This window comes from Streptomyces sp. SID13726 (genome assembly GCF_010548375.1).
Lineage (GTDB): Bacteria > Actinomycetota > Actinomycetes > Streptomycetales > Streptomycetaceae > Streptomyces.
This window is the reverse complement of sequence record NZ_JAAGLY010000019.1, coordinates 138254-162014: the sequence shown is the minus strand read 5'-3', so window position 1 is coordinate 162014 and position 23761 is coordinate 138254. Positions and strand designations below refer to the sequence as shown.

The window sequence follows — 23761 nt, the reverse complement described above, 5'->3', positions numbered from 1 at the left end:
GATGCCTCAGGACCTCATACGGAAGGAACACCATGGCAGGGGAACCCCAGGACGACTGCCTGTTCTGCAAGATCGTCGAAGGCCACATCCCGGCGACCATCGTCCGCGAGACGGACACCACCGTCGCCTTCCGTGACATCAACCCCCAGGCCCCCACCCACGTCCTGGTGATCCCCAAGGCCCACTACGAGAACGCCGCGGCCCTCGCCTCCGCCGCTCCGGAACTCGCCGCCGACGTCCTGCGCGAGACCCAGGCCGTCGCGGAGGACGAGAAGCTGGAGAGCTACCGCACGATCTTCAACACCGGCAGCGGCGCGGGCCAGACCGTATGGCACGCCCACGCCCATGTGATCGGCGGCCGCGGCCTCCAGTGGCCTCCCGGATAACTCACCGTGTCCGTACGTGAGTTGGTCGTCCTCGGCACCGCCAGCCAGGTCCCGACCCGGCACCGCAACCACAACGGCTACCTGCTGCGCTGGGACGGCGAGGGCCTCCTCTTCGACCCCGGCGAGGGCACCCAGCGCCAGATGCTGCGCGCCGGGGTCGCCGCCCACGACCTCAACCGCCTCTGCGTCACCCACTTCCACGGCGACCACTCCCTCGGCCTCGCGGGCGTCATCCAGCGCATCAACCTCGACCGGGTCCCGCACGAGATCACCGCGCACTACCCGAAGTCCGGCCAGCGCTTCTTCGACCGCCTGCGCTACGCCACGGCCTACCGGGAGACGGTCGCGCTCACCGAGGCACCGGTCGCCGAGGACGGGGTGATCGCGCGGACCGCCGGCTACACCCTGGAGGCGCGCAAGCTCTCCCACCCCGTCGAGTCCTACGGCTACCTCCTCACCGAACCCGACGGCCGCCGCATGCTCCCCGACCGCCTCGCCGCGCACGGCATCAAGGGCCCGGACGTGGGACGGATCCAGCGCGAGGGCTCCCTGAACGGCGTCTCCCTCGACGACATCAGCGAGGTCCGCCGGGGCCAGCGGTTCGCCTTCGTCATGGACACCCGCCTCTGCGACGGCGTCCACGCCCTCGCGGACGGCGCCGACATGCTCGTCATCGAGTCGACCTTCCTCGACGAGGACGAGCAACTCGCAGTGGAGCACGGTCACCTGACGGCGGGTCAGGCGGCGCGGGTGGCCCGTGACGCCGGTGTACGGCATCTCGTGCTCACGCACTTCAGCCAGCGCTACTCCGACCCGGACGAGTTCGAGCGGCAGGCGCGGGCCGCCGGGTACGAGGGCGAGCTGACCGTCGCCCATGACCTCCTGCGGGTACCGGTTCCGAAACGGCGATAAAACAGCCGTACGATACTTTGATGCCCCTCCCCAAAGCTGAACTGCACCTGCACATCGAAGGCACCCTGGAGCCGGAGCTGGCGTTCGAGCTGGCCGCGCGCAACGGCGTCGAGCTGCCGTACGCCTCCACGGACGAGCTCCGCAAGGCGTACGACTTCGAGGACCTCCAGTCCTTCCTGAACCTCTACTACGAACTCATGGCCGTCCTGCGCACCGAGCGGGACTTCGAGGATCTGGCGAACGCGTATCTCGCCCGGGCCGCGGCGCAGGGAGTGCGGCACGCGGAGATCTTCTTCGACCCGCAGGCGCACCTCGCGCGGGGCGTGGGGATGGGGACGGTCGTCGAGGGGCTGTGGCGGGCGCTGGGGCGCAGCGCGGCTGTGCATGGTGTCTCCACGCAGCTGATCATGTGCTTCCTGCGGGACGAGTCCGCGGAGTCCGCGCTGGAGACGCTCGATGCCGCGAAGCCGTATCTCGACCGGATCGTGGGTGTCGGGCTCGACTCCGCCGAGGTGGGGCATCCGCCGGTGAAGTTCCGCGAGGTGTACGAGGCCGCGGCGGCTCTGGGGCTGCGGCGGGTGGCTCATGCCGGGGAGGAGGGGCCGCCGTCGTACATCGTCGAGGCGCTGGATGTGCTGGGGGTGGAGCGGGTCGATCATGGGCTGCGGTGCATGGAGTCTCCGGAGCTGGTGGATCGTCTGGTGCGGGAGCGGGTGCCGTTGACCTTGTGTCCCTTGTCCAACGTGCGGCTGCGGACGGTTGATGTGCTGGCGGATCATCCGTTGCCGGCGATGCTGGACGCCGGGTTGATGTGCACGGTGAACTCCGATGACCCGGCTTACTTCGGGGGGTATGCGGGGGACAACTTTGCTGCCGTTCAGAAGGCTCTTGGGTTGAGCGAGGAGCGGTTGCGGGAGCTTGCCCGGAACTCCTTCCTCGCGGCCTTCTTGGAGCACGATGAGGGGCTTCGGGGTCGGTATCTTGCGGAAGTTGATGCTTACGTGTTCTGAGGTGCGTTGTCGGGTGCGGGCCGGTGGGGGCTTGTCGCGCAGTTCCCCGCGCCCCTAAAAGCCAGAAGCGCTCATGCCGCCGTTGCTTTGTCGTAGGCCTGGGTTTCCACCTGGATCTCGACCACCGGGAGCGTGCGCCTGCCCGCGCCCATCGCCACCGCCGTCATCGGTACGGCGATCAGCAGCAGGCCCGCCGCCAGGACCGTGCCCATCGTCGGGAAGCCGGTCTCGGTGGCCAGGAGGCTGCCGGTCAGGGGGCCTGCTGCTGTGCCCAGGGAGGAGGCCGAGCCGACCAGGACCGCCCAGCGGCCGCGGGGGTCCAGGGAGGCGGCCAGGCCGATGACGTACGACAGGACGATCGGGTAGAGGGTGTTCCAGGCGATCTCGCCGGTCGCGAAGGACGTGAGGTCGGTCGCCGAGGCGCTGAGGGTGATGCAGGCGGCGATCAGGACCGTGCCGCCGCCGATGGGGAGGGCGCGGCCCAGGCGGGGGCCGAGTGCGCCCGCGCCGACCACGCCCAGCAGGCCCGCGCCGAGGGCGATGGCGAAGACCGCGCCGACCGTGGTCTCGGAGAGGTGGGCCTGGGTGAGGCCGATGCGGCCGCTGACGCCCCAGAGGGCGTTCTGGGCGAGGGACCAGCAGGGGAGCGTGACGGCGAGGAGCAGGCCGGCGCGGAGGTGGGGGAGCGGGGTGGCGGTGTCCAGGCCGCGGGCGGGTGCCGTACGGAGGGGGAGGCGGCCGGTGAGGGGCCAGACCGCCAGTGCCGTGAGGGCGATGGCGGCGAGGGGCTGGCCGTGGCCCTGGCCCAGGTGCGGGACGGTCAGGTAGACGGCTCCGGCGAGGGCGGAGACGCCGAGGAGGCCGGCCGTGGTGGTGCGGTGCGGGTCCGGCTGGGCGGCGATGCCGGTGGCGGCCACCGCGGTCGACGTACCGGATCCGAAGCCGCCGATCAGCGCGCCCAGGACGACCGCGGGGACGGCGTGGGCGAGGGCGGCACCGCCGTAGCCGAGGACGGCGAGGGTGAGGCCGATGCGGGCGAGGACGCGGGGGCCGATGCGGTCGACGCGGGAGGCGAGCAGGAAGCCCGCCGCGGCCGAACTCAGGAGCAGCGCACTGCCTACGGCGCCCGCCTCGGTGGCGGTGAGCGGAAGCCCCGAGTCGAGTCTGCCGACCGTGGTCGGGAGGAGGTACGGGGCGAGGTACCCGGCCGTGAAGAGGGCGATCAGGGGCCAGGGCAGGGTGGAGCGACGGGCGAACACGGGCGTTCCCAGGGCATGCGAAAGGAGCGGCTCAAGAAGGGGGTTGGGCGCAGGCCGTCGACGGACAGGAACGCGCGAGGAATTTGTATCAAGCACGCGGTTGCGGAAAACAGCCCGGGTGGCGTGATCTGAATCACGTTCTGTTTGGGCCCGGGGATGTCGGGTAGACGAGCGCCTTTTCGGTGCGCCTAGCGCCAGTTCGGGGCGCCGCCCGCACCCGGTGCCGTCGCCTCGATCTTGTGCCTGATCTCCCGCATCACCGCGACGATCTGCTGCTCGTGCTCCGGCGTCAGCCGGGCCACCGGCACCGAGCAGCTGATGGCGTCCTGGGCGGGGGAGTCGTAGCGGAGCGCGAAGCCGAAGCCGGCGATCCCGAGGACGCCCTCCTCGCGGTCGACCGAGTAGCCGCGGGCGCGGACCTCGGCGAGGTCGGCCAGGAGGGCGGCGCGGGTGGTGTGGGAGTTCGGGGTGAGGGCTTCGTACGGCTCGTCGGGGACGTCGGCGTCGGCGTGCTCGGCCAGCAGCGCCTTGCCCAGCGCGCCGACGTGCGCGGGCAGCCGGCGCCCGACGCGGCTGATCGTGCGCAGGTATTCGTGCGACTCCCGGGTCGCCAGGTACGCCACGCCCCGGCCGTCGAGCCGGCCCAGGTGGATCGTCTCGCCCAGCGCCTCGGACGCCTCGTCGAGATACGGCCGTACGACCCGCACGCGCGGGTCGGAGTCCAGATAGCTGGTGCCGGTGAGCAGGGCGTGGATGCCGATGCCGTAGAGCGAGCCCGTGATGTCGGTGCGGACCCAGCCGCGCGAGATCAGGGTCTGGAGCAGCGCGTACATCGAGCTGCGGGGCACCCCGAGCTCGTCCGCCAGCTCCTGGAGGCGGGCCGGGCGGTCGCCGCGCGCGGCGAGCAGTTCGAGGAGCTCGACCGTACGGGCCGCCGACTTCACCTCGCGGACGCCACCGGTCTCCGGGCGCTCGCCCCCTGTCTCCGACATGCGCCGATCGTAATCGGCCCACCAAACCTCGCGCCGACCCATTGACGGGTTACGTTCGCATATCTAGTCTCCATCTCCATACGTAGATAACGTCTACATGGGGAGATGAGTGAGGGTGACCCTCGACCCGGAAACGGCCGACACGGCCGACACGGCCCGGCGGCTGCGGGACGGCATGGCGCGCGGTGTCCTGTCGTTCCCGCTCACGAGCTTCCACGACGACGGCACCCTCGACCCCGACGGCCTCCGCGCACACCTCGCCGCACAGATCGCCACCGGCCCCGGCGCGGTCTTCCCCGCCTGCGGCACCGGCGAGTTCTTCTCCCTCGACGAGGACGAGTACCGCCAGGTCGTCACCGTCGCGGTCGAGGAGGCCGGCGGCCGGGTGCCCGTCGTCGCCGGGATCGGCTACGGCTGGGCACAGGCCGTCCGCTTCGCCCGGATCGCCGAGGAGGCGGGCGCCGACGCCCTGCTGGTCCTCCCGCACTACCTGGTCGCCGTCCCGCAGGACGGGCTCGTCGCCCAGCTGGAGCAGATCACGGCCCGCACCCCGCTGCCGCTCATCGCCTACCAGCGCGGCCAAGTCGCCTTCGGCGCCGACGCGTTCAGGCGGGTCGCCGCCATCCCCGGGGTCATCGGGCTCAAGGACGGACACAGCGACCTCGACCGGCTCCAGCGGCTCACCCTCGCCGCGCCCGAAGGCTTCCTGTTCTTCAACGGCGCCTCCACCGCCGAGATCCAGGCCCGCGCCTACGCCACCGTCGGCGTCCCCGCCTACTCCTCGGCCGTGCACGCCTTCGCCCCCGAGATCGCCGACGCCTTCTTCACCGCCCTGCACGACGGCGACGACGGCACCGTCGAGAAACTCCTGCGCGAGTTCTACGTCCCGCTCGTCGAACTCAGGGACCGGGTGCCCGGGTACGCCGTGTCCCTGGTGAAGGCCGCGGCCCGGCTGCGGGGGCGGCCCGTGGGACCCGTACGGGCGCCGCTCACCGACCCGTCGGACGCCGATCTGGCGGATCTGCGCGCGCTGTTGACCACCGGTCTCGACCTCGTAGGAGCTTCGCTGTGAACCTCACGATCACCGACGTCCGCCTGACGCCGATCCTGGTCGCCGACCCGCCGCTGCTGAACACGCAGGGCGTGCACCAGCCGTACACGCCCCGGCTGATCGTCGAGGTGGAGACCGCCGACGGGATCACCGGGGTCGGGGAGACGTACGGCGACACCAAGTACCTCGAACTGGCCCGGCCTTTCGCCTCCCGGCTGATCGGTCGTCAGGTCGGCGATCTGAACGGGCTGTTCACGGTCGCCGACCAGGTGGCCGTCGACTCCTCCCGGGTCTCCGGACAGGTCGACGTCGGGGGCCTGCGGGGCGTGCAGACCGCCGACAAGCTGCGGCTGTCCGTCGTCTCCGGGTTCGAGGTCGCCTGCCTCGACGCCCTGGGCAAGGCACTCGGACTGCCGGTGCACGCGCTGCTCGGCGGCAAGGTGCGCGACGCCGTGGAGTACAGCGCGTACCTGTTCTACAAGTGGGGCTCCCACCCCGAGGGGGTCACCGCCGAGAAGGACGACTGGGGAACGGCCGTCGACCCCGCGGGGATCGTGGCGCAGGCCCGACTGTTCACCGAGCGGTACGGGTTCACCTCCTTCAAGCTCAAGGGCGGGGTGTTTCCGCCGGACGAGGAGATCGCGGCGGTACGGGCCCTCGCCGAGGCGTTCCCCGGACATCCGCTGCGCCTCGATCCCAACGGGGCCTGGAGCGTGGCCACTTCGCTGAAGGTGGCCCAGGAACTCGGGGACGTCCTGGAGTACCTGGAGGATCCCGCGCTCGGCACCGCCGCGATGGCCGAGGTGTCCGCCGGGACCGACGTCCCGCTGGCCACCAACATGTGCGTGACGACCTTCGCCGAGATCAAGGAGGCGTTCGGGCGGGACGCGGTCCAGGTGGTGCTCTCGGACCACCACTACTGGGGCGGGCTGCGCAACACCCAGCAACTCGCCGCGATCTGCCGGACGTTCGGCGTCGGCGTCTCCATGCACTCCAACACCCACCTCGGGATCAGCCTGGCCGCGATGACCCACGTCGCCGCCACCGTGCCCGACCTCCACCACGCCTGCGACTCCCACTACCCGTGGCAGTCCGAGGACGTGCTCACCGAGCGGCTGACGTTCTCGGGCGGCAAGGTCACCGTGCCCGACGCGCCCGGCCTCGGAGTCGAACTCGACCGCGAGAAGCTGCGGTTCCTGCACCAGCGCTGGCTCGACGACGACGGGTCACTGCGGGAGCGGGACGACGCTGCGGCGATGCGGGTCGCCGAGCCGGGGTGGGTCACGCCGGGGGTGCCCCGCTGGTGACCGGGGAGCTCGCGGATCTTGCCAGCGGCGGCTCGGAGCCGTGCCCTGCTGGTGACCGGGGGCCGGGGCTACGGGTCGGCCGGGCTGGGGGGCGCTGTGCCCGGCCGCCACGGGGTTCAAGCCGGCCTCACTGATCTTTCTGGACCATCCCGCAGAACTGTCCCGACGCACGGGCGGCCGTGCCCGGCATCGAGCTGATCGACTCCACGGGCTGACGGTCGTCGGGTTCCTCGCCGGCCGCAACGACCGGATCCGGACGCGGCCGGAGAAGGTCGCCGCCGTCGCTCCGGCCCCGCGGGCCACACCCGGCGCGGCCCGGACGGCACGCCCCGGACCTGCGACAGGCTGACGTGACGGGCGGGTCGGCGGTGAGCGCCGACCCGTTGTCGGTGACGTGGTGCAGACTGGCCTGATCGGCACCACGTGCAGGGAGCTCACCGTGATCGCGTCCAACGCGCCCGCCGTGTCCAGCGGAAAGGGACCGTCGTACATCGGGAGGACCGGGCAGTGCCAGGCCCAGGTCGACCCCCTGGCCGCCGTGCGCGCACCCGGCGATCCGCCCTGGGACGTCTATCTCACCGGCACCGTCTTCCTCGACATCGTCTTCACCGGGCTCGGCTCCGCCCCGGTGCGCGGGACCGAGTCCTGGGCCCGCGGCATGGGGTCGAGCCCCGGCGGCGTGGCGAACATGGCGACCGCCCTCGCGCGCCTCGGGCTGCGCACCTCGCTCGCCGCGGCCTTCGGCGACGACCACTACGGCGAGTACTGCTGGGACGCCCTGGAGCAGGGCGAGGGCATCGACCTCTCACCCTCGCGCACAGCGCCCGGCTGGCACTCCCCGGTCACCGTCTCCATGGCCTACGAGGGCGAGCGCACCATGGTCTCCCACGGCCACGAACCGCCCCCGGAGGAGCCCGCCCCGGACTGCCCCCCACGCGCGCGTGCCGCCGTCGCGTCCCTGGAGCCCGGCAAGCGCGCCCCCTGGATCGCCCAGGCCGCGAGCCACGGCACCCGGATCTTCGCCGACGTCGGCTGGGACGAGACCGGGGCGTGGGACCTGGCCGGCCTCGCCGACCTCGAACACTGCGAGGCCTTCCTGCCGAACGCCGAGGAGGCCATGCGCTACACCGGCGCCCGCTGCCCCCGCGAGGCCGCGCACGCACTGACCGAGCACGTGCCGCTCGCCGTCGTGACCCTGGGCGCGGAGGGCGCGTACGCCGTGGACCGGCGGACCGGGGAGACCGCCGAGGTCCCGGCGATCGAGGTCGAGGCGCTGGACCCGACCGGCGCCGGGGACGTCTTCGTCGCCGGATTCGTCACCGGCACCCTCGCCGGCTGGCCGCTCGCGGACCGGCTCGCCTTCGCCGGACTGACCGCCGCGCTCTCCGTCCAGGAGTTCGGCGGCTCGCTCTCCGCGCCGGGCTGGTCCGAGATCGGCGCCTGGTGGCGCAAGGTCCAGTCGGTCGACGGACAGGAACCGGCGGCGCTCAGGCGGTACGCGTTCCTCGCGGGCCTGGTGCCGGAGACGGACGCGAGGCCCTGGCCGCTGCGCCGCGCGGTCCCGACGATCGGGTTCGGCGGGTCGGCCTGACCTCAGCGCTCGGCGGCCCGCTCCAGCACGGAGACCACCTGCTCGCGGACCACCTCGCGGGCTTCTTCGGGGAGGGCGCCGATGCTTGTGGCCCACAGTGCGTCGAGGACGGCGTCGGAGTCGGTGCCGGGGTCGGGGTCGGTTCCGGTTCCGGTTCCGCAGGGCACGCTCTCGCTCAGGAACTCGTAGCCGTCACGGACGGCGACGCGCAGCACCTGGCCGCCCTCCTCGGTCGCGTGCACGGCCGTGGCGACGACCAGCGGCGGCGGTCCGCCCGGGGCCTCGGTCACCTTGCGGTAGCCGCTGACGAGCGGGTCGTTCCAGCGCAGGCTCAGCAGCAGGGGCTTCTTCGCGAGCAGTTCGGAGAGGTCGGTCTCGAACGGCCCCTCCGCCGCCAGCACCCGGGCGCGGGCATCCAGGACGAGCGCCGCGGGCAGCAGACAGCGCAGGGTGCTGCCGACGACGTTCCCGCCGACCGTCGCGGTGCGCCGCACGGCCCCGGTGCCGATGCCGGACGCGGCCCGGCGCAGCACCTCCGGCACCCGCTCGTCGATCCGGTGCAGCAGCACCGCCGCACCGAGCTCACCGGCACCCAGGACGTTCGCCTCCGGCACCTCGCGCAGCGACACGGCCTGCTCGGGGAAGCCGTCGCGTTGCCACGCGGCCCACACGAGCGTGGCGCCGCCGACGGGTATCGCCCCGTCGGTCAGACACTCCTGTGCCTCGGGCAGGGTCGTGGGCAGACGCAACAGCACGGTCTTCCTGCTTTCTCCGTACGGACTCGTGGCCACCGCCGCCTTCGAGGTCTTCGAACACGCGTGGCAGCAAGCGCAGTCTTCCCCCGAGTACTGGGGGAGCATGCAGGGCTCACCGCTTCATTCAGGGCGCCCTCACCGCAGAAAAGTCCTACGGCGTTGTCAGTGCACCGTCGTACTCTTGAACCGCGAGGCCGCCTTCCGCTGTGCGGCCGTGACGAGGAGGAACCGCAGGCCTTCAGCGCCGGCCCATGACTCAGACACCCACAGGTCACAGCCCCGCGCAGGGGCAGGCGAGTGCACACTTCACCGTCCCCGCCCAGCACCCCATGGTCTCGGTCCTGGGGTCCGGCGACTCGCTCCTGCGCGTGATCGAGAAGGCCTTCCCGGCGGCCGACATCCATGTCCGGGGCAACGAGATCAGCGCGACCGGTGGGGCGGCGGACGTCGCCCTGGTCCAGCGCCTGTTCGACGAGATGATGCTGGTGCTCCGCACCGGACAGCCGATGACGGAGGACGCAGTGGAACGCTCGATCGCCATGCTGCGAGCGAGTGAGAACGGGACGAGCGACGGCCAGGAGACCCCGGCCGAGGTGCTCACACAGAACATCCTGTCCTCGCGCGGCCGCACCATCCGCCCCAAGACCCTCAACCAGAAGCGGTACGTCGACGCGATCGACAAGCACACGATCGTCTTCGGCATCGGCCCCGCCGGCACCGGCAAGACCTACCTCGCCATGGCCAAGGCGGTCCAGGCCCTCCAGTCCAAGCAGGTCAACCGCATCATCCTGACCCGCCCCGCGGTGGAGGCCGGAGAGCGCCTGGGCTTCCTGCCCGGCACCCTCTACGAGAAGATCGACCCCTACCTGCGCCCGCTGTACGACGCCCTGCACGACATGCTGGACCCGGACTCGATCCCGAAGCTGATGGCGGCGGGGACGATCGAGGTGGCGCCGCTGGCGTATATGCGGGGTCGTTCACAACCGCTCTTCACGAACGTCCTCACACCGGATGGCTGGCGCCCCATTGGCGACCTCCAGGTCGGTGACCTGGTCATTGGCTCGAACGGTGAGCCGACCCCGGTTCTCGGTGTCTATCCGCAGGGCGAGCGTGACATCTACCGCGTCACCGCCCAGGACGGCTCCTGGACCCTGGCGTGCGGTGAGCACTTGTGGACGGTCAGGACGCGCGACGACAAGCGTCGTGACAAGCCGTGGCGGGTCCTGGAGACCCAGGAGATGATCGGCAACCTGCGGGCGGCCCATGCGCGCCGGTACGAACTGCCGATGCTCACGGCGCCGGTCAGCTTCCCCGAGCGTGACGTTCCCATGGATCCGTACGCGCTGGGACTGCTCCTGGGCGATGGCTGCCTGACCGGATCCACCACTCCGTCCTTCGCGACCGAGGACCGTGAGCTGGCCGTGGCTCTGGAAGCCGCGCTGCCCGGTGTCGCGGTCAGGCACAAGAGCGGTCCTGACTACGTTCTCAACCGGATCAAGTCTCCTGGAGACGTCGTCACCCTGGAGAATCCCGTCACGCGGGTCATGCGTGAGCTGGATCTGCTGCGTACGCGTTCGCACACCAAGTTCGTCCCGGACGACTACCTGTACAACTCGGCCGACGTACGACTGTCCGTGCTCCAGGGTCTCCTCGACTCCGACGGCGGACCGGTCACGCAGAAGGACCGCACGTGCCGGGTTCAGTTCTCGACCACGTCGATTCTCCTGCGTGACGACATCATCGCCCTGGTCCAGTCGCTCGGTGGCGTCGCCTACGCGCGCCGTCGGCTTGCCGAAGACCGGAAGCAGGGCACTGCTCTGGGTGCTCATCGCCACGACACCCACGTCGTCGACATCCGCCTCCCCGAAGGAATCGAACCCTTCCGTCTCGCCCGCAAGCGCGACAAGTACCACGCGGCCGGAGGAGGCGGGCGCCCGATGCGGTTCATCGACAGCATCGAGCCCGCGGGCCGGGAGGAGACCGTCTGCATCCAGGTGGCGGCCGAGGACTCGTTGTACGTCACGCAGGACTACCTGCTCACGCACAACACCCTGAATGACGCCTTCATCATCCTGGACGAGGCTCAGAACACGAGCCCCGAGCAGATGAAGATGTTCCTCACCCGGCTCGGGTTCGAGTCGAAGATCGTGATCACGGGTGATGTGACGCAGGTGGACCTGCCCAACGGGACGAAGTCGGGGCTGCGGCAGGTGCAGGACATTCTGGAGGGGCTCGACGACGTGCACTTCTCGCGGCTGTCGTCGCAGGACGTCGTACGGCACAAGCTGGTCGGCCGTATCGTCGATGCGTACGAGAAGTACGACAGCCAGAACGGCACGGAGAACGGCACCCACAAGGGCGGCCGGAACAAGCGGAAGTAGACAAGCCAGCACCATGTCGATCGACGTCAACAACGAGTCCGGAACCGAGGTCGACGAGCAGGCGATCCTCGACATCGCCCGCTACGCGCTCGCGCGGATGCGCATCCACCCGCTCTCCGAGCTCTCGGTGATCGTCGTGGACGACGACGCCATGGAGCAGCTGCACATCCAGTGGATGGACCTGCCGGGGCCCACCGACGTCATGTCGTTCCCGATGGACGAGCTGCGGCCGCCCAGCAAGGACGACGACGAGCCCCCGCAGGGCCTCCTCGGTGACATCGTGCTCTGTCCCGAGGTCGCCAAGCGGCAGGGCGAGGAGGCCGAGACGCAGCACTCCATGGACGAGGAGCTTCAACTGCTCACCGTGCACGGGGTGCTGCACCTGCTCGGGTACGACCACGAGGAGCCGGACGAGAAGGCCGAGATGTTCGGTCTCCAGGCGGCCATCGTGGACGGGTGGAGGTCGGAGAAGGGGCTCACCGGTCCGTCTCCCGCGCCGACCGTCTCATGAGTCTGCCCCTCGTCTCCGGCGCCATCGCCCTGGTCGTGGTCGCGTGGCTCGCCGCCTGTGCGGAGGCGGGCCTCGCGCGGGTCTCCAGCTTCCGTGCCGAGGAGGCCGTACGGAACGGCCGTCGGGGCAGTGCCAAGCTCGCCCAGATCGCCGCCGACCCGACCCGCTATCTCAATGTGGCGCTGCTGGTGCGCGTCGCCTGCGAGATGGCGGCCGCCGCGCTGGTCACCTACGCCTGCCTCCAGGAGTTCCCCGGCACCACCCGTGCCCTGCTGGTCGCGATCGGGGTGATGGTGCTGGTGTCGTACGTCGCGGTGGGGGTCTCGCCGCGCACCATCGGGCGTCAGCATCCGCTCAACACGGCGACCGCGGCGGCGTACATCCTGCTTCCGCTGGCCCGGGTCATGGGCCCGATCCCGTCGTTGCTGATTCTCATCGGCAACGCGCTGACTCCCGGCAAGGGCTTCCGGCGTGGTCCCTTCGCCTCCGAGGCGGAGCTGCGCGCGCTGGTCGACCTCGCCGAGAAGGAGTCCCTGATCGAGGACGACGAGCGCCGGATGGTGCACTCGGTCTTCGAGCTGGGGGACACGCTGGTGCGGGAGGTCATGGTGCCGCGCACCGATCTCGTCGTCATCGAGCGCTACAAGACGATCCGTCAGGCGCTGACCCTGGCGCTCAGGTCGGGTTTCTCGCGTATCCCGGTGACCGGGGAGAGCGAGGACGACATCGTCGGGATCGTGTATCTGAAGGACCTGGTCCGCAAGACGCACATCAGCCGGGACGCGGAGAGCGAGCTTGTGTCCACGGCGATGCGGCCCGCCGCGTTCGTGCCGGACACGAAGAACGCCGGTGATCTGCTGCGCGAGATGCAGCAGGACCGCAACCACGTGGCCGTCGTGATCGACGAGTACGGCGGCACGGCCGGGATCGTGACGATCGAGGACATCCTGGAGGAGATCGTCGGGGAGATCACCGACGAGTACGACCGTGAACTCCCGCCGGTGGAGGAGCTGGGCGACGACCGCTTCCGGGTCACCGCGCGCCTCGACATCACCGACCTCGGTGAGCTGTACGGCCTCGACGAGTACGACGACGAGGATGTGGAGACCGTCGGCGGGCTGCTCGCGAAGGCGCTGGGGCGGGTACCCATCGCCGGGGCGTCCTCCGTCGTGGAACTCCCGGACGGGCGTGCGCTGCGGCTGACCGCGGAGGCCGCCGCCGGGCGCCGGAACAAGATCGTGACCGTGCTGGTGGAGCCGGTGGACTCCGCGGCCGAGAAGGAGACGGAGGAAGAGTGACCCCCGAGGAGCTGCGCGCCCTGTGCCTGTCCTTCAACGCTTCGGTGGAGGACTTCCCGTTCAGCCCGGAGATCTCGGTCTTCAAGGTGCTCGGCAAGCTGTTCGCCCTGAGCTGGATCGACGCGCGGCCCCTGAAGGTCAACCTCAAGTGCGACCCGGAGGACGCGATCCGGCTGCGCGCCGACCACCCGGGGCTGATCATCCCCGGCTATCACATGAACAAGCGCCACTGGAACACCGTCACGGTCGACGGCGAGCTCCCGGACCGTATGATCCGGGAGCTCGTGGAGGACTCGTACGACCTGGTGGTGGCCGGTCTACCGCGCGCCGAGCGGCTGCGTCTCGACCGCCCCTGAGCGCACCCGCAGCCCCACTCCGACCAGCACGGCCGCCGCGAGGACGATCACCGCGTCCAGGGCGAGGACCGTGTGGACGCCGGTCAGCAGGTCGTGCGAGGTGGTGGCGAGGACGCCGAGCAGGGGGATGCCCACGGTGATGCCGACCTGCTGGGTGGAGGTGACCAGGCCGGTGGCCAGGCCCTGTTCCGCGTCGGGGACGCCGGAGGTCACCGTGATGCCGTACGAGATGATCGCGCCGAGGTGGCACATGCTGGCCAGGGAGACGGCGGCCGTGGCGAGCCAGACCGACCAGCTCCCGGTGTCCAGGCCCAGCAGGGCGGCGATCAGGGCGCCCTGGCCGGCGAGCGAGGCGACCAGTGTGCGGTGGGCGCCGAGGCGGCCGATGACCTTCGGGGCGTAGGTGCCGGCGACCGCGGAGAGGACGCCCTGGACGCCGAAGACCAGGCCGGTCTCGAAGGCGGACAGGTGCAGGATCTCCTGGAGGTAGAGGGTCAGGGCGAAGACGACCGTCGACATCATCGAGAAGGTGACCAGGCCGCCGATGTTGCCCCAGGCCACCGTGCGGCGGCGCAGCATGGGGAGGGACACCAGGGGTTGTGCGGTACGGGACTCGATCCTGATGAAGGCCGCGAGGAGCAGGACGCCCGTGATCAGGGTCGTGATGACGTCGGGGCGGGCGAAGCCGTGGTCGGCGGCGGTCGAGAGGGCGTAGATCAGGGAGAGCAGTCCGCCGGTGACGGTGGTCGCGCCGGGGATGTCCAGGCGGGGGCGGTGAGGGGTGCGGGACTCCGGGAGCAGGCCGGGGGCCAGCGGGAGCACGATCAGGGCGAACAGGGTGAGCAGGCCCATCGTGGAGCGCCAGCCGAGGGTGTCGGTCAGGGTGCCGCCGGCCACCATGCCGATGGTGAAGCCGAGCGAGAGCAGGGTGCCGGAGATGCCCAGGGCGCGGTCGCGGGCCGGGCCCTCGGGGAAGGTCGTGGTCAGCAGGGACATGCCGGTCGGCACGATGGCCGCCGCGCCGAGGCCCTGGAGGGCGCGTCCGGCGAGGAAGGACGCCGGGTCCCAGGCGAGGGTCGCGAGGAGGGAGGCCGCGCCGAACAGGGCGAGGCCGGTGAGGAACAGCTTCCGGCGGCCGTAGAGGTCGCCGATGCGGCCGAACAGGAGCAGGAAGCCGCCCGACGGGAGCGCGAACGCGGTGACCGCCCACTGGAGGGCGGACTGGTTCATGCCGAGGTCGGTGCCCAGGACGGGCAGGGCGACGTTCAGGACGGAGAAGTCCAGCGCGACCATGAACTGGGCCGCGCACAGGACGAACAGGACGAGTTTGTCGCGCGTCGACAACCGGGGGGTGTCGAGCGGGTCGGTGGTGGGGCTCTGGGTGTCGATCGCCATGGGCAAGAGCCTGCGCGCGTCGGAATAGCCGTGGGGAGCGGCAGGTTGTGCTGGTGGTGGCACCACCAGGCAACGGGGTGACACCGGTTGGCGACAACGAGGGGGATGCGTTCGTGCCCGAGGCCGTACCCAGGAGTGAACGGCACAGTGAGCTGCGGGAGTTCCTGATGAGCCGGCGGGCCCGGGTCTCGCCCGCCGAGGCCGGGCTGCCGGACGGCGGGGCGCGGCGGCGGACGCCGGGGCTGCGGCGCGAGGAGGTCGCGGTGCTCGCGGGGGTGGGCGCGTCCTGGTACCAGTGGCTGGAGCAGGGGCGGGACATCTCCGTCTCCCCGCAGGTCCTGGACTCGGTCGGGCGGGTGCTGCGGCTCAGCAACGCGGAGCGGCGGCATCTGTACGTCCTTGCCGGGCTGAACCCGCCCGCGCCCGAGCCGGCCGCCGAGCACGGCTGTGAGGGGCTGCGGCGGCTGATCGACGCGTGGATGCCGTATCCGGCGCACATCATGGACCCGTACTACAACTGCGTGATGTACAACGACGCCGCCGGCTGGGTGCTCGGGATGCGGCCGGAGAACACCCAGAACTGCATCGTCGACTTCTTCACCGACCCGCTGTACCGGTCGCGATCGCACAGCTGGGAACAGAACGCGCGCACGGTCGTCGCCCAGTTCCGGGCGGCCTCCTCCGCGCGCCCGCACGACGAGGGTTTCCCGGAGGTGCTGGCCCGGCTGAAGGAGGCGAGCGCCGAGTTCACCGAGCTGTGGGAGCGGCGGGACATCGAGGACGCCGGGGTGATCCGCAAGGAGCTCGACCATCCGCTGGTCGGGCTGCTGTGCGTGGAGTCGACGGCGATGAAGGTGCCGGCCCGCCCCGATCTGACGGTCGTCCTGCACACCCCGCTGGACGAGGCGAACACCGCGGCCAAGCTGGAGTGGCTGGCCTCGCCGGAGGGGCGGCGCGGGGCGATGTATCCGGTGGCGGGGTGACGTACCCCGTACCCCGTGGCGCGGTGATCCGCGGTGCGCTTCGTATGCTCCTGCCATGACCGACAACAGCGCGCTTGACCCCGAGGACCGCAAGATCGTGACCCTGGCCCGTTCGGCTCGGGCCCGGAACGGGGTGCCCGAGGGGGCGGCCGTACGGGACGACACCGGGCGGACGTATGTGGCCGGGACGGTGGACCTTCCCTCGTTGCGGTTGAGTGCTTTGCAGACGGCGGTGGCCATGGCGGTGGCGTCCGGGGCGAGGTCGCTGGAGGCGGCGGCCGTGGTGACGGAGGCCGAATCGGCCTCGGAGCTGGACCGGGCCGCGGTGCGGGAGCTGGGCGGGCCGGAGACTCCGGTGCTGGTGGCGGGGGCCGACGGCACCGTGCGCAGTACGGTGACCGCTGGCTGATACCCGCGGTAACACTTGGCCGGATTTCCGGCTTGCCGTTCCCCGTCCCACGCGTATCAATGGAACCGGAAATTCCGACGGACCGTCAGATTCCAGCTCGCGCGGCGTCCCGCACCACGCCCCGTGAAGGCCGGCCGCCCGTCGGAATGCACCCCCCGTCCATCCCCACATGGCAGTCCCCACCACGGGAAGGGAACCGGATTCCATGAAAGGCAAGCGCATAGGCACCGGTGCGGCACTGGCGGTCGGCACACTCGCGGCCGTCGGGCTCGCGTTCGCGCCCGCCGCCCTCGCCGTCACCCCGGACACCGCGACCATCGACGCGGACTGTGGCATCTACGGCAGCGGGCAGGCCACCCTCACCGCCACCCAGGACGGCACCGCCGCCACCGTCACCGTCACCTCGGCGATCAACGCACCGCTCGCGCTCTCCGCCGACTCGATCACCTCGACCCTCACCTTCGTGAACGCGAACGGTGGCACCACCACCTTCAGCGGCACGGAGAACCCGGCCATCGCGGCCGGTGACCCCGTCACCGTCGGTCCGCTCAGCGGCACCGTGAACTCCGGCGACAGCCTGGAGTCCTACGGCGGTTCGCTGAAGATCGTCGTCTTCGGGATCACCGTCACCTGCACGGCGACCGGGGCGCAGTCGCCGGGGCCGTTCGTGTTCGACTGAGCAACCGGTTGAGCAACCGACTGGGCAACTGATCGGGCAACGCCCTTGGCCGCCGCGGAAACTGATGAATCGTCAGTTTTCTGCGGCGGCTCCATTGACTTCTCACGCGATCCACACATCAATGCCCCCAGTGAGCGCAGAAGAGAGGGGGCACACCCATGGGTTCGACAACCCGAAGACGCCGCTGGGCTTCGCTGCTCGGGGCGACCGCGCTCGCGGTCACGACGGGCGGTGCGCTGGCCTGTCCGGCCGGCGCCGCCACCGACGTGGACTTCGCCACGCACTGCATCCCGCCCGCCGTCGCGGGCATCCCGCCGATCGACGGGACCACCACCGCCAACATCTCGGTGAGCGACACCACCCCCGAGGTCGGTGACACCGTCACCGTGACCTACAAGGTGGTCAAGCCCGCCGCCAGCAACCCCACGGCCCTCGCACTGCCGGCCGACATCATGACGCCCACCGGAAAGGTCACCCTCGGCGGAGCGCAGACCGGTTCCGTGACGGTCGCGGGGCCGAAGAAGAACGACCCGGTCCCGGGCAACGGCGCCTTCCCGTCGTTCTCGATGACCGGCACCTTCACGGTCACCGCGCCGGGGGCGATCACCCTCTCGCCCGGCGACTACAACATCCACACCAGCTACATCCTGGAGCTGGACACCCCCTGCACGGTCACCAACCCGCCCGCACCGGTCTCCGAGACCGTCACGGCGACCGATGTGCCCGTGCCCAACACCCGTGCCATCCAGCTGGGTTCGGCCTCCGGCAGCCCCGGTGCCGGGGTGACCGTCGGCGGCAGCAACTTCACGCCCGGCGCCACCGTCACCCTCGCCGGACGCGCGGGCGGCACCCAGACCGGGGACACCGCCACCGTGACGGCGAACTCCACGGGTTCCTTCAGCGGCACGCTGACCGTCAACGACAAGTCGACGACGGGCATCGTGGCGTACGAGGGGGCCAGTTGGAGCGACGACCTCGGGGCCGGTCCCGCCGCCTACACCGTCATCGACGACACACCCGTCCCGGCCGGCAGCCAGAAGGTCACCACCACGGTGAAGGCCGGCACCCTGTCCATGTCCCAGGCCGGGGACGCCGTCAGCCTCTCGGCGGTGGACTACGGCAAGGGCGGGGCCTCGACCGGTGACCTCAACAAGGTGACGGTCCAGGACTTCCGCGGCGGCCCGGCCGGCTGGTCCCTCACCGGCAAGGTCACCGACTTCACCGGACCCGGCGCCAAGATCGACGCCGGTGCGCTGAGCTGGAGTCCCGCCTGCGCCACCAAGGCGGGCAGCCCGAGCACCTGCCAGGCCGGTTCCGCCGGCACGGTCGGCGCCTCGGGAGCGACTCTCGCGTCCACCCCCAACGGCACGCTCACCGGCGGTGAGTTCACCGTGGACGCCGGACTCTCCCTGAACGTACCGGCGTTCACGCCCGTGGGCACGTACTCCGGCGTTCTCACCCTCACGCTCAGCTGACCGACCGTACGGGCGCCCGCACCCGCCCGTCCAACTCGTGGGGGTCCGCACCCATGCGCAAGCTGTACGCCCTCCTGCTCGGCCTGTTCCTCGCGGTGCAGGCCGCGCCCGCGCACGCCGCCGACAACGGCAGCTGGTCCGTCTATCCGGCCGCCTCCCAGATCGCCGCGCGCCCCTACTTCTATCTCTCCGTCGATCCCGGGCAGTCCATCGACGACAAGGTGGTCGTCACCAACAAGACCGCCGAGCCGCTGACCTTCCGGCTCTACGCCGCCGACGCCTACAACACCGCCCGCGACGGCGGTTTCGCCGTGCGCACGGCCGCGGAGAAGCAGCGCGGGGTGGGGGCGTGGGCGAAGCCCGCGAAGTCCCGGGTGACCGTCCCCGCACACGGCAAGGTCACCGTGCCCTTCACGCTCACCGTGCCCGAGGGCGCCGAACCGGGCGACCACCCGGGCGCGTTGGTCGCCCTGGACGAACGGATCGACAAGGGCGACGGTGCGGTGGCGCTCGGTGTGCAGCGGGCCGTGGCCGCGCGGATCTACCTGCGCGTCGGCGGGCCCACCCTTCCGGCGATCACCGTCGAGGACGTCCGCGTCAGCCATCACCAGCCGCTGGTACCGGGGTTGGGGGACAGCGGGGCGACGATCTCGTACACCCTGCGCAACACCGGCAACGTCACGTTGAACCCGAAGGTGGAGCTGAGGGCGACGGGGTTGTTCGGACGGACACTGCTCTCCCGTGAACTGGCGCGGATTCCCGGTGAGTTGCTGCCCGGGCAGCGGGTGCGGCTGACCGAGCCGTGGCGGGGCTCGCCGCAACTCGACTGGGGCGACGTGAAGTTGACGGCGAGCGCGCAGGACACCCGGGAGTCGGCGAGCGCGTCCTTCTTCGCGCTGCCGTGGCTGGTCGCGGTGGTGCTGGGGGCGGGGGCCGCCGCCGGGACGGTGCTGTTCATCAGGGCACGGCGAGCACGGACACCGGTCGTCTAGTCACGGCCCAGGGCTCGGCGCAGGGTGCCCTTCTTCGGCTCGGGGCGCTTCGCGGGAGGGGGCTCCTTCGACGCGACGAGCTCGGCGACGGTCAGTCGGGCGTGCCCGGTGAAGACGTGGGGTGCGTCCCAGCCCGATTGCCACGCCTCTCTCTTGAACTCGATCAGCCAGCTCGTCTCGGAGGTCCGGAACACGAGACGGCCGTACTCCTGGGCGTGCCCCGGCCCCTCCGGGTAGGTGAGGCTCAACTCCTCGGCGCGCGCGAGCGCCTGCTCCCGGCCGCCCTCCACGTGGACCTTGTCCTTCAGGAGCCAGGTGTCGTCGCCGTAGCCCTTGTTCGCCTCGACGAGTACGTACCACCCACCGCCCATCAGAGGGCGTCCGGCCCGCGCTCGCCCGTCCGCACCCGTACGACCGTCTCGACCGGCAGGGCCCACACCTTGCCGTCGCCGATCTTGCCGGTGTGGGCGGCCTTGACGATCGCCTCGATGACCGTCTCCGAGTCGGCGTCGTCGACGACCACCTCGATGCGGACCTTGGGGACGAGGTCGACCTGGTACTCGGCGCCGCGGTAGACCTCGGTGTGGCCGCGCTGACGGCCGTAGCCGCTGGCCTCCGTCACGGTCAGGCCGTGGACGCCGATCTCCTGGAGCGCGGTCTTGACCTCGTCGAGGCGGTACGGCTTGACGATCGCGGTGATGAGCTTCATGCCTGGGTCTTGGCCTTCTGAGCGGAGGGGACGGAGGACGCGCCGACCGGGGCACCATGGCCCAGGACGCCGTGATCGTATGCGGTCTCGGCGTGCACCGTAAGGTCGAGGCCGGTGTGCTCGTGCTCCTCGTCGGCCCGGAAGCCCATCACCTTGTCGATCAGCTTCCCGATGCCGTACGTCATCAGGAAGGCGTACGTCCCCACGGCGACCACGGCCACCAGCTGCTTGCCGAGCTGGGCGAGCCCGCCGCCGTACAGCAGGCCCTCGGCGCCGCCGGTCATCGCCTTCTCCGCGAAGACACCGATCAGGAGCGTGCCGATGACGCCGCCGACCAGGTGGACGCCGACGACGTCGAGCGAGTCGTCGTAGTTCAGCTTGAACTTCCAGCCCACCGCGTACGAGCAGACGACACCCGCGGCGAGGCCGACGACCAGCGCGCCCAGCAGGGAGACCGAGCCGCAGGACGGGGTGATCGCGACCAGGCCCGCGACCGCGCCGGACGCCGCGCCCAGGGTGGTGGGGTGGCCGTCGCGCCGCTGCTCGACGAAGAGCCAGCCGAGCAGGCCCGTGCAGCCGGCGGCGAGGGTGTTGAGGAAGGCCGCGGCGGCGAGGCCGTTGGCGCCGAGCGCCGAGCCCGCGTTGAAGCCGAACCAGCCGAACCAGAGGAGACCGGCGCCCAGCATCACCATGGGCAGGTTGTGCGGGCGCATGGCGTCCTTCTTGAAGCCGAGCCGCGGGCCGAGGACCAGCGCGAGCGCCAGACCGGAGGCGCCGGAGGTGATCTCCACCGGCAGACCGCCCGCGAAGTCCAGCGCGCCGAGCTTGTCCAGCACCCAGCCGCCCGGGCCCCACACCCAGTGGGCGACGGGAACGTATACGAGCAGTGCCCAGACCGGGACGAACACCAGCCAGGCGCCGAACTTCGCGCGGTCCGCGATGGCACCGCTGACCAGCGCGGCCGTGATGATCGCGAAGGTCAGCTGGAAGGTGGCGAAGAGGAGGGTCGGCACGGTGCCCTGGACGCTGTCCGGGCCGAGACCGCTCATGCCCGCGTGCTCCAGCCCGCCGATGAGCCCGGCGCCGACGTCGTCCCCGAAGGCCAGGGAGTAGCCGGCCGCCAGCCACACCACCGTGACCAGGGCGATCGACACGAAGCTCATCATCAGCATGTTGAGGACGCTCTTCGTGCGGACCATGCCGCCGTAGAAGAGGGCGAGGCCCGGGGTCATCAGCAGGACGAGGGCGGTGGCGGCGAGCAGCCAGGCGGTGTCACCGGTGTCGATGCCTTGCGCGGCGAGAGGCATGGAGGTCTCCAACGAGGTGGGGGCTCGTCAGAGGGTCACCGGCGTGCGTTTCCGGACGCGTACGGCCGTGTTTCCGTGACGTTTCGTTGCCTTGGGGTTACCGAAACCTCACGGTGCGGCGGCGCTCTGTGGATCAGGGAGAATGGGGCGCATGAGCGTTCGCAGTCAGTCATCCGAGCCGTCGGCCTCGTCGCAGGCACCCCACCGCGCCGGCTTCGCCTGCTTCGTGGGCCGCCCCAACGCGGGCAAGTCCACCCTCACGAACGCTCTGGTCGGCCAGAAGGTGGCGATCACCGCGAACCAGCCGCAGACCACGCGGCACACGGTACGGGGGATCGTGCACCGGGAGGACGCCCAGCTGATCCTGGTCGACACCCCTGGGCTGCACAAGCCGCGCACGCTGCTGGGGGAGCGGCTCAACGACATCGTCCGCACGACGTGGGCCGAGGTCGACGTGATCGGCTTCTGTCTGCCGGCGAACGAGAAGCTCGGTCCCGGTGACCGCTTCATCGCGAAGGAGCTGGCGTCGATCAAGAAGACGCCGAAGATCGCGATCGTCACGAAGACGGACCTCGTCGACTCCAAGACCCTCGCCGAGCAGCTCATCGCGATCGACCAGCTCAGCAAGGAGCTGGGCTTCGAGTGGGCGGAGATCGTGCCGGTCTCGGCGGTCGGTGACAAGCAGGTGGGTCTGCTGGCCGACCTGATCGTCCCGCTCCTGCCGGAGGGCCCGGCCCTCTACCCCGAGGGCGACCTCACCGACGAGCCCGAGCAGGTCATGATCGCGGAACTGATCCGCGAGGCCGCGCTGGAGGGCGTCCGCGACGAGCTCCCGCACTCCATCGCCGTCGTCGTCGAGGAGATGCTCCCCCGCGAGGACCGCCCCGCCGACAAGCCCCTCCTCGACATCCACGCCTTCGTCTACATCGAGCGCCCCAGCCAGAAGGGCATCATCATCGGCCCCAAGGGCAAGCGCCTGAAGGAGGTCGGCATCAAGTCGCGCAAGCAGATCGAGGCGCTGCTGGGGACGCCGGTCTTCCTCGACCTCCATGTGAAGGTGGCGAAGGACTGGCAGCGGGATCCCCGGCAGTTGCGGAAGCTGGGGTTCTAGGGGGCTGTCTCCTGCGGGGACAGGTCCTGGAAGCCCACCACTCGCAGCAGTTGCAGCCGCTCGTACGCCTCCGTCCCCGGGCGGGCCGTGTGGACGACCAGGAGGTGGTGGTGTTCGTGGCTGACCATGACCTCGCAGTCGAGTTCCAGCAGGCCTACCACGGGGTGCACGAAGCGTTTCGTGGCCTTGTTGCGCCGGGACACCTCGTGCTCGTCCCACAGGCGCGCGAACTCCTCACTGGCCGCCCGGAGTTCGGCGACCAGCGCGGCCGGTTCCGGATCGTCCGGGCGGGCCGCGGTCACCGCGCGCAGGGTGGCCACCTGGGTGCGCGCGTGGTCCGCGAGATCCTCCTCGGGGAAGAGCGTGCGCGCGGTCGGATCCAGGAAGAAGCGCCGGGTCAGGTTGCGCTCCCGCCGCGGACGCGACATCGCGTCCCCGACCAGCGCCTTGGCCATCGCGTTCTGCGCCAGCACCTCCCCGCAGTCGTTCACCACCTGCGCCGGGGTGTCGTGCAGCCGGTCCAGGATCAGCAGCAGTCCCGGCCGGACATGCGCCGACGCCGTCTCCCGGCGCGGCGGCTCCTCGCCGACCAGGTGGAACAGATGGTCCTGCTCGACGTCCGTCAGCCGTAGCGCACGGGCCAGCGCCGTCAGCATCTGGCGGGACGGGCGCGGGCCCCGGGACTGCTCAAGACGCGTGTAGTAGTCCACCGACATCCCGGCCAGCTGCGCCACCTCCTCCCTGCGCAGTCCGGGCGTACGACGCCGGGCGCCCGGCGCGAGGCCCACGTCGGACGGGTTCAGCCGGGCGCGGCCACGGCGCAGGAAGTCGGCGAGTTCGGCTCGGTTCACCCCTCCAGCGTGCGCCACCCCGCCCGGCTTATCCAGGGACT

General features: G+C 70.9%; 24 protein-coding genes. 16 read left to right on the top strand and 8 right to left on the bottom strand.

Features of this window, described 5'->3' with window-relative positions; all coding sequences use genetic code 11:
* The first annotated feature begins 32 nt into the window (after window positions 1–32).
* Genes G3I78_RS35970 through G3I78_RS35960 form a run of 3 tightly spaced genes read left to right on the top strand, consistent with a single transcriptional unit; the run spans window position 33 to window position 2308 of the window.
* The gene (locus G3I78_RS35970) at window positions 33–386 is read left to right on the top strand and encodes a histidine triad nucleotide-binding protein (RefSeq protein ID WP_164432562.1); all 354 of its coding nucleotides are present in this window, start codon (window positions 33–35) and stop codon (window positions 384–386) included.
* A 6-nt stretch (window positions 387–392) separates the two neighbouring features.
* A complete protein-coding gene (locus tag G3I78_RS35965) occupies window positions 393–1298 on the top strand; it encodes a ribonuclease Z (RefSeq protein WP_164432560.1) in 906 nt (301 codons plus the stop codon).
* Between the two features lie 20 nt (window positions 1299–1318).
* Window positions 1319–2308: an adenosine deaminase gene (locus G3I78_RS35960; RefSeq protein WP_164432558.1), complete on the top strand. Its 990-nt coding sequence runs from the start codon at window positions 1319–1321 to the stop codon at window positions 2306–2308.
* Window positions 2309–2379: 71 nt separating this feature from the next.
* Here the strand turns inward: G3I78_RS35960 and G3I78_RS35955 are convergent, their stop codons facing one another.
* Together G3I78_RS35955 and G3I78_RS35950 are read right to left on the bottom strand one after the other, a co-directional pair.
* Window positions 2380–3567 carry an MFS transporter gene (locus tag G3I78_RS35955; protein ID WP_164432556.1) on the bottom strand — a complete coding sequence of 396 codons (1188 nt, stop codon included), beginning with the start codon at window positions 3565–3567 and terminating at the stop codon, window positions 2380–2382.
* A 188-nt stretch (window positions 3568–3755) separates the two neighbouring features.
* The gene (locus G3I78_RS35950; RefSeq protein WP_164432555.1) at window positions 3756–4559 is read right to left on the bottom strand and encodes an IclR family transcriptional regulator; all 804 of its coding nucleotides are present in this window, start codon (window positions 4557–4559) and stop codon (window positions 3756–3758) included.
* 175 nt (window positions 4560–4734) lie between these two features.
* Here G3I78_RS35950 and G3I78_RS35945 point away from each other — a divergent pair, with 175 nt between their 5' ends.
* The 3 genes from G3I78_RS35945 to G3I78_RS35930 all read left to right on the top strand — a co-directional run bounded on the left by G3I78_RS35945 (window position 4735) and on the right by G3I78_RS35930 (window position 8508).
* Window positions 4735–5631, top strand: a complete 897-nt coding sequence (locus G3I78_RS35945) for a 5-dehydro-4-deoxyglucarate dehydratase (protein ID WP_164432611.1) — start codon at window positions 4735–4737, stop codon at window positions 5629–5631.
* Window positions 5628–6917: a glucarate dehydratase family protein gene (locus tag G3I78_RS35940; RefSeq protein ID WP_164432553.1), complete on the top strand. Its 1290-nt coding sequence runs from the start codon at window positions 5628–5630 to the stop codon at window positions 6915–6917. The genes G3I78_RS35945 and G3I78_RS35940 overlap by 4 nt, the downstream gene beginning before the upstream one ends.
* 439 nt (window positions 6918–7356) lie before the next feature.
* Window positions 7357–8508, top strand: coding sequence for a PfkB family carbohydrate kinase (locus G3I78_RS35930; RefSeq protein WP_164432551.1), 1152 nt, complete (start codon window positions 7357–7359; stop codon window positions 8506–8508).
* Window positions 8509–8510: 2 nt separating this feature from the next.
* Here G3I78_RS35930 and G3I78_RS35925 read toward each other — a convergent pair whose 3' ends face one another.
* Window positions 8511–9263 carry an FAD binding domain-containing protein gene (locus G3I78_RS35925; protein WP_164432549.1) on the bottom strand — a complete coding sequence of 251 codons (753 nt, stop codon included), beginning with the start codon at window positions 9261–9263 and terminating at the stop codon, window positions 8511–8513.
* Window positions 9264–9514: 251 nt separating this feature from the next.
* On the opposite strand from G3I78_RS35925, the gene G3I78_RS35920 reads away from it, so the two are divergent.
* Genes G3I78_RS35920 through G3I78_RS35905 form a run of 4 tightly spaced genes read left to right on the top strand, consistent with a single transcriptional unit; the run spans window position 9515 to window position 13809 of the window.
* Entirely contained in the window at window positions 9515–11644 is a 2130-nt protein-coding gene (locus tag G3I78_RS35920) for a PhoH family protein (protein WP_164432547.1), read from the top strand.
* A 13-nt stretch (window positions 11645–11657) separates the two neighbouring features.
* Window positions 11658–12155 carry an rRNA maturation RNase YbeY gene (gene ybeY / locus G3I78_RS35915; protein WP_164432545.1) on the top strand — a complete coding sequence of 166 codons (498 nt, stop codon included), beginning with the start codon at window positions 11658–11660 and terminating at the stop codon, window positions 12153–12155.
* Window positions 12152–13453, top strand: coding sequence for a hemolysin family protein (locus G3I78_RS35910; RefSeq protein WP_164432543.1), 1302 nt, complete (start codon window positions 12152–12154; stop codon window positions 13451–13453). The genes ybeY and G3I78_RS35910 overlap by 4 nt, the downstream gene beginning before the upstream one ends.
* Entirely contained in the window at window positions 13450–13809 is a 360-nt protein-coding gene (locus G3I78_RS35905; protein WP_164432541.1) for an MmcQ/YjbR family DNA-binding protein, read from the top strand. The genes G3I78_RS35910 and G3I78_RS35905 overlap by 4 nt, the downstream gene beginning before the upstream one ends.
* Here the strand turns inward: G3I78_RS35905 and G3I78_RS35900 are convergent.
* Window positions 13771–15204 (bottom strand): MFS transporter, encoded by a 1434-nt coding sequence (locus G3I78_RS35900; RefSeq protein ID WP_164432539.1) that lies wholly within the window; start codon window positions 15202–15204, stop codon window positions 13771–13773. The two genes, G3I78_RS35905 and G3I78_RS35900, sit on opposite strands and share 39 nt — an antisense overlap.
* Window positions 15205–15371: 167 nt before the next feature.
* Between G3I78_RS35900 and G3I78_RS35895 the strand changes: the two genes are divergently transcribed.
* The 5 genes from G3I78_RS35895 to G3I78_RS35875 all read left to right on the top strand — a co-directional run bounded on the left by G3I78_RS35895 (window position 15372) and on the right by G3I78_RS35875 (window position 19742).
* Window positions 15372–16187 carry a helix-turn-helix transcriptional regulator gene (locus G3I78_RS35895; protein WP_239158275.1) on the top strand — a complete coding sequence of 272 codons (816 nt, stop codon included), beginning with the start codon at window positions 15372–15374 and terminating at the stop codon, window positions 16185–16187.
* 55 nt (window positions 16188–16242) lie between these two features.
* The gene (locus G3I78_RS35890) at window positions 16243–16596 is read left to right on the top strand and encodes a cytidine deaminase (RefSeq protein WP_164432535.1); all 354 of its coding nucleotides are present in this window, start codon (window positions 16243–16245) and stop codon (window positions 16594–16596) included.
* Window positions 16597–16801: 205 nt separating this feature from the next.
* Window positions 16802–17275, top strand: a complete 474-nt coding sequence (locus tag G3I78_RS35885; protein ID WP_164432533.1) for a DUF3570 domain-containing protein — start codon at window positions 16802–16804, stop codon at window positions 17273–17275.
* A gap of 158 nt (window positions 17276–17433) precedes the next feature.
* On the top strand, window positions 17434–18750 hold the full coding sequence (locus G3I78_RS35880; protein WP_164432531.1) for a beta-xylosidase: 1317 nt from the start codon (window positions 17434–17436) through the stop codon (window positions 18748–18750).
* A 53-nt stretch (window positions 18751–18803) separates the two neighbouring features.
* On the top strand, window positions 18804–19742 hold the full coding sequence (locus tag G3I78_RS35875; RefSeq protein WP_164432529.1) for a DUF916 domain-containing protein: 939 nt from the start codon (window positions 18804–18806) through the stop codon (window positions 19740–19742).
* Here G3I78_RS35875 and G3I78_RS35870 read toward each other — a convergent pair.
* Genes G3I78_RS35870 through G3I78_RS35860 form a run of 3 tightly spaced genes read right to left on the bottom strand, consistent with a single transcriptional unit; the run spans window position 19739 to window position 21758 of the window.
* Window positions 19739–20113, bottom strand: coding sequence for a hypothetical protein (locus tag G3I78_RS35870; protein WP_164432527.1), 375 nt, complete (start codon window positions 20111–20113; stop codon window positions 19739–19741). The two genes, G3I78_RS35875 and G3I78_RS35870, sit on opposite strands and share 4 nt — an antisense overlap.
* Window positions 20113–20451 (bottom strand): P-II family nitrogen regulator, encoded by a 339-nt coding sequence (locus tag G3I78_RS35865; protein WP_164432525.1) that lies wholly within the window; start codon window positions 20449–20451, stop codon window positions 20113–20115. The genes G3I78_RS35870 and G3I78_RS35865 overlap by 1 nt, the downstream gene beginning before the upstream one ends.
* Complete coding sequence (locus G3I78_RS35860) at window positions 20448–21758, bottom strand: ammonium transporter (protein WP_164432523.1); 1311 nt, start codon at window positions 21756–21758, stop codon at window positions 20448–20450. The genes G3I78_RS35865 and G3I78_RS35860 overlap by 4 nt, the downstream gene beginning before the upstream one ends.
* Before the next feature lie 142 nt (window positions 21759–21900).
* Between G3I78_RS35860 and era the strand changes: the two genes are divergently transcribed.
* Window positions 21901–22869: a GTPase Era gene (era, locus tag G3I78_RS35855; protein WP_164432521.1), complete on the top strand. Its 969-nt coding sequence runs from the start codon at window positions 21901–21903 to the stop codon at window positions 22867–22869.
* On the opposite strand, the gene G3I78_RS35850 is transcribed toward era, so the two are convergent.
* On the bottom strand, window positions 22866–23720 hold the full coding sequence (locus G3I78_RS35850) for a helix-turn-helix transcriptional regulator (RefSeq protein ID WP_164432519.1): 855 nt from the start codon (window positions 23718–23720) through the stop codon (window positions 22866–22868). The genes era and G3I78_RS35850 overlap by 4 nt on opposite strands.
* Window positions 23721–23761 lie beyond the last annotated feature (41 nt).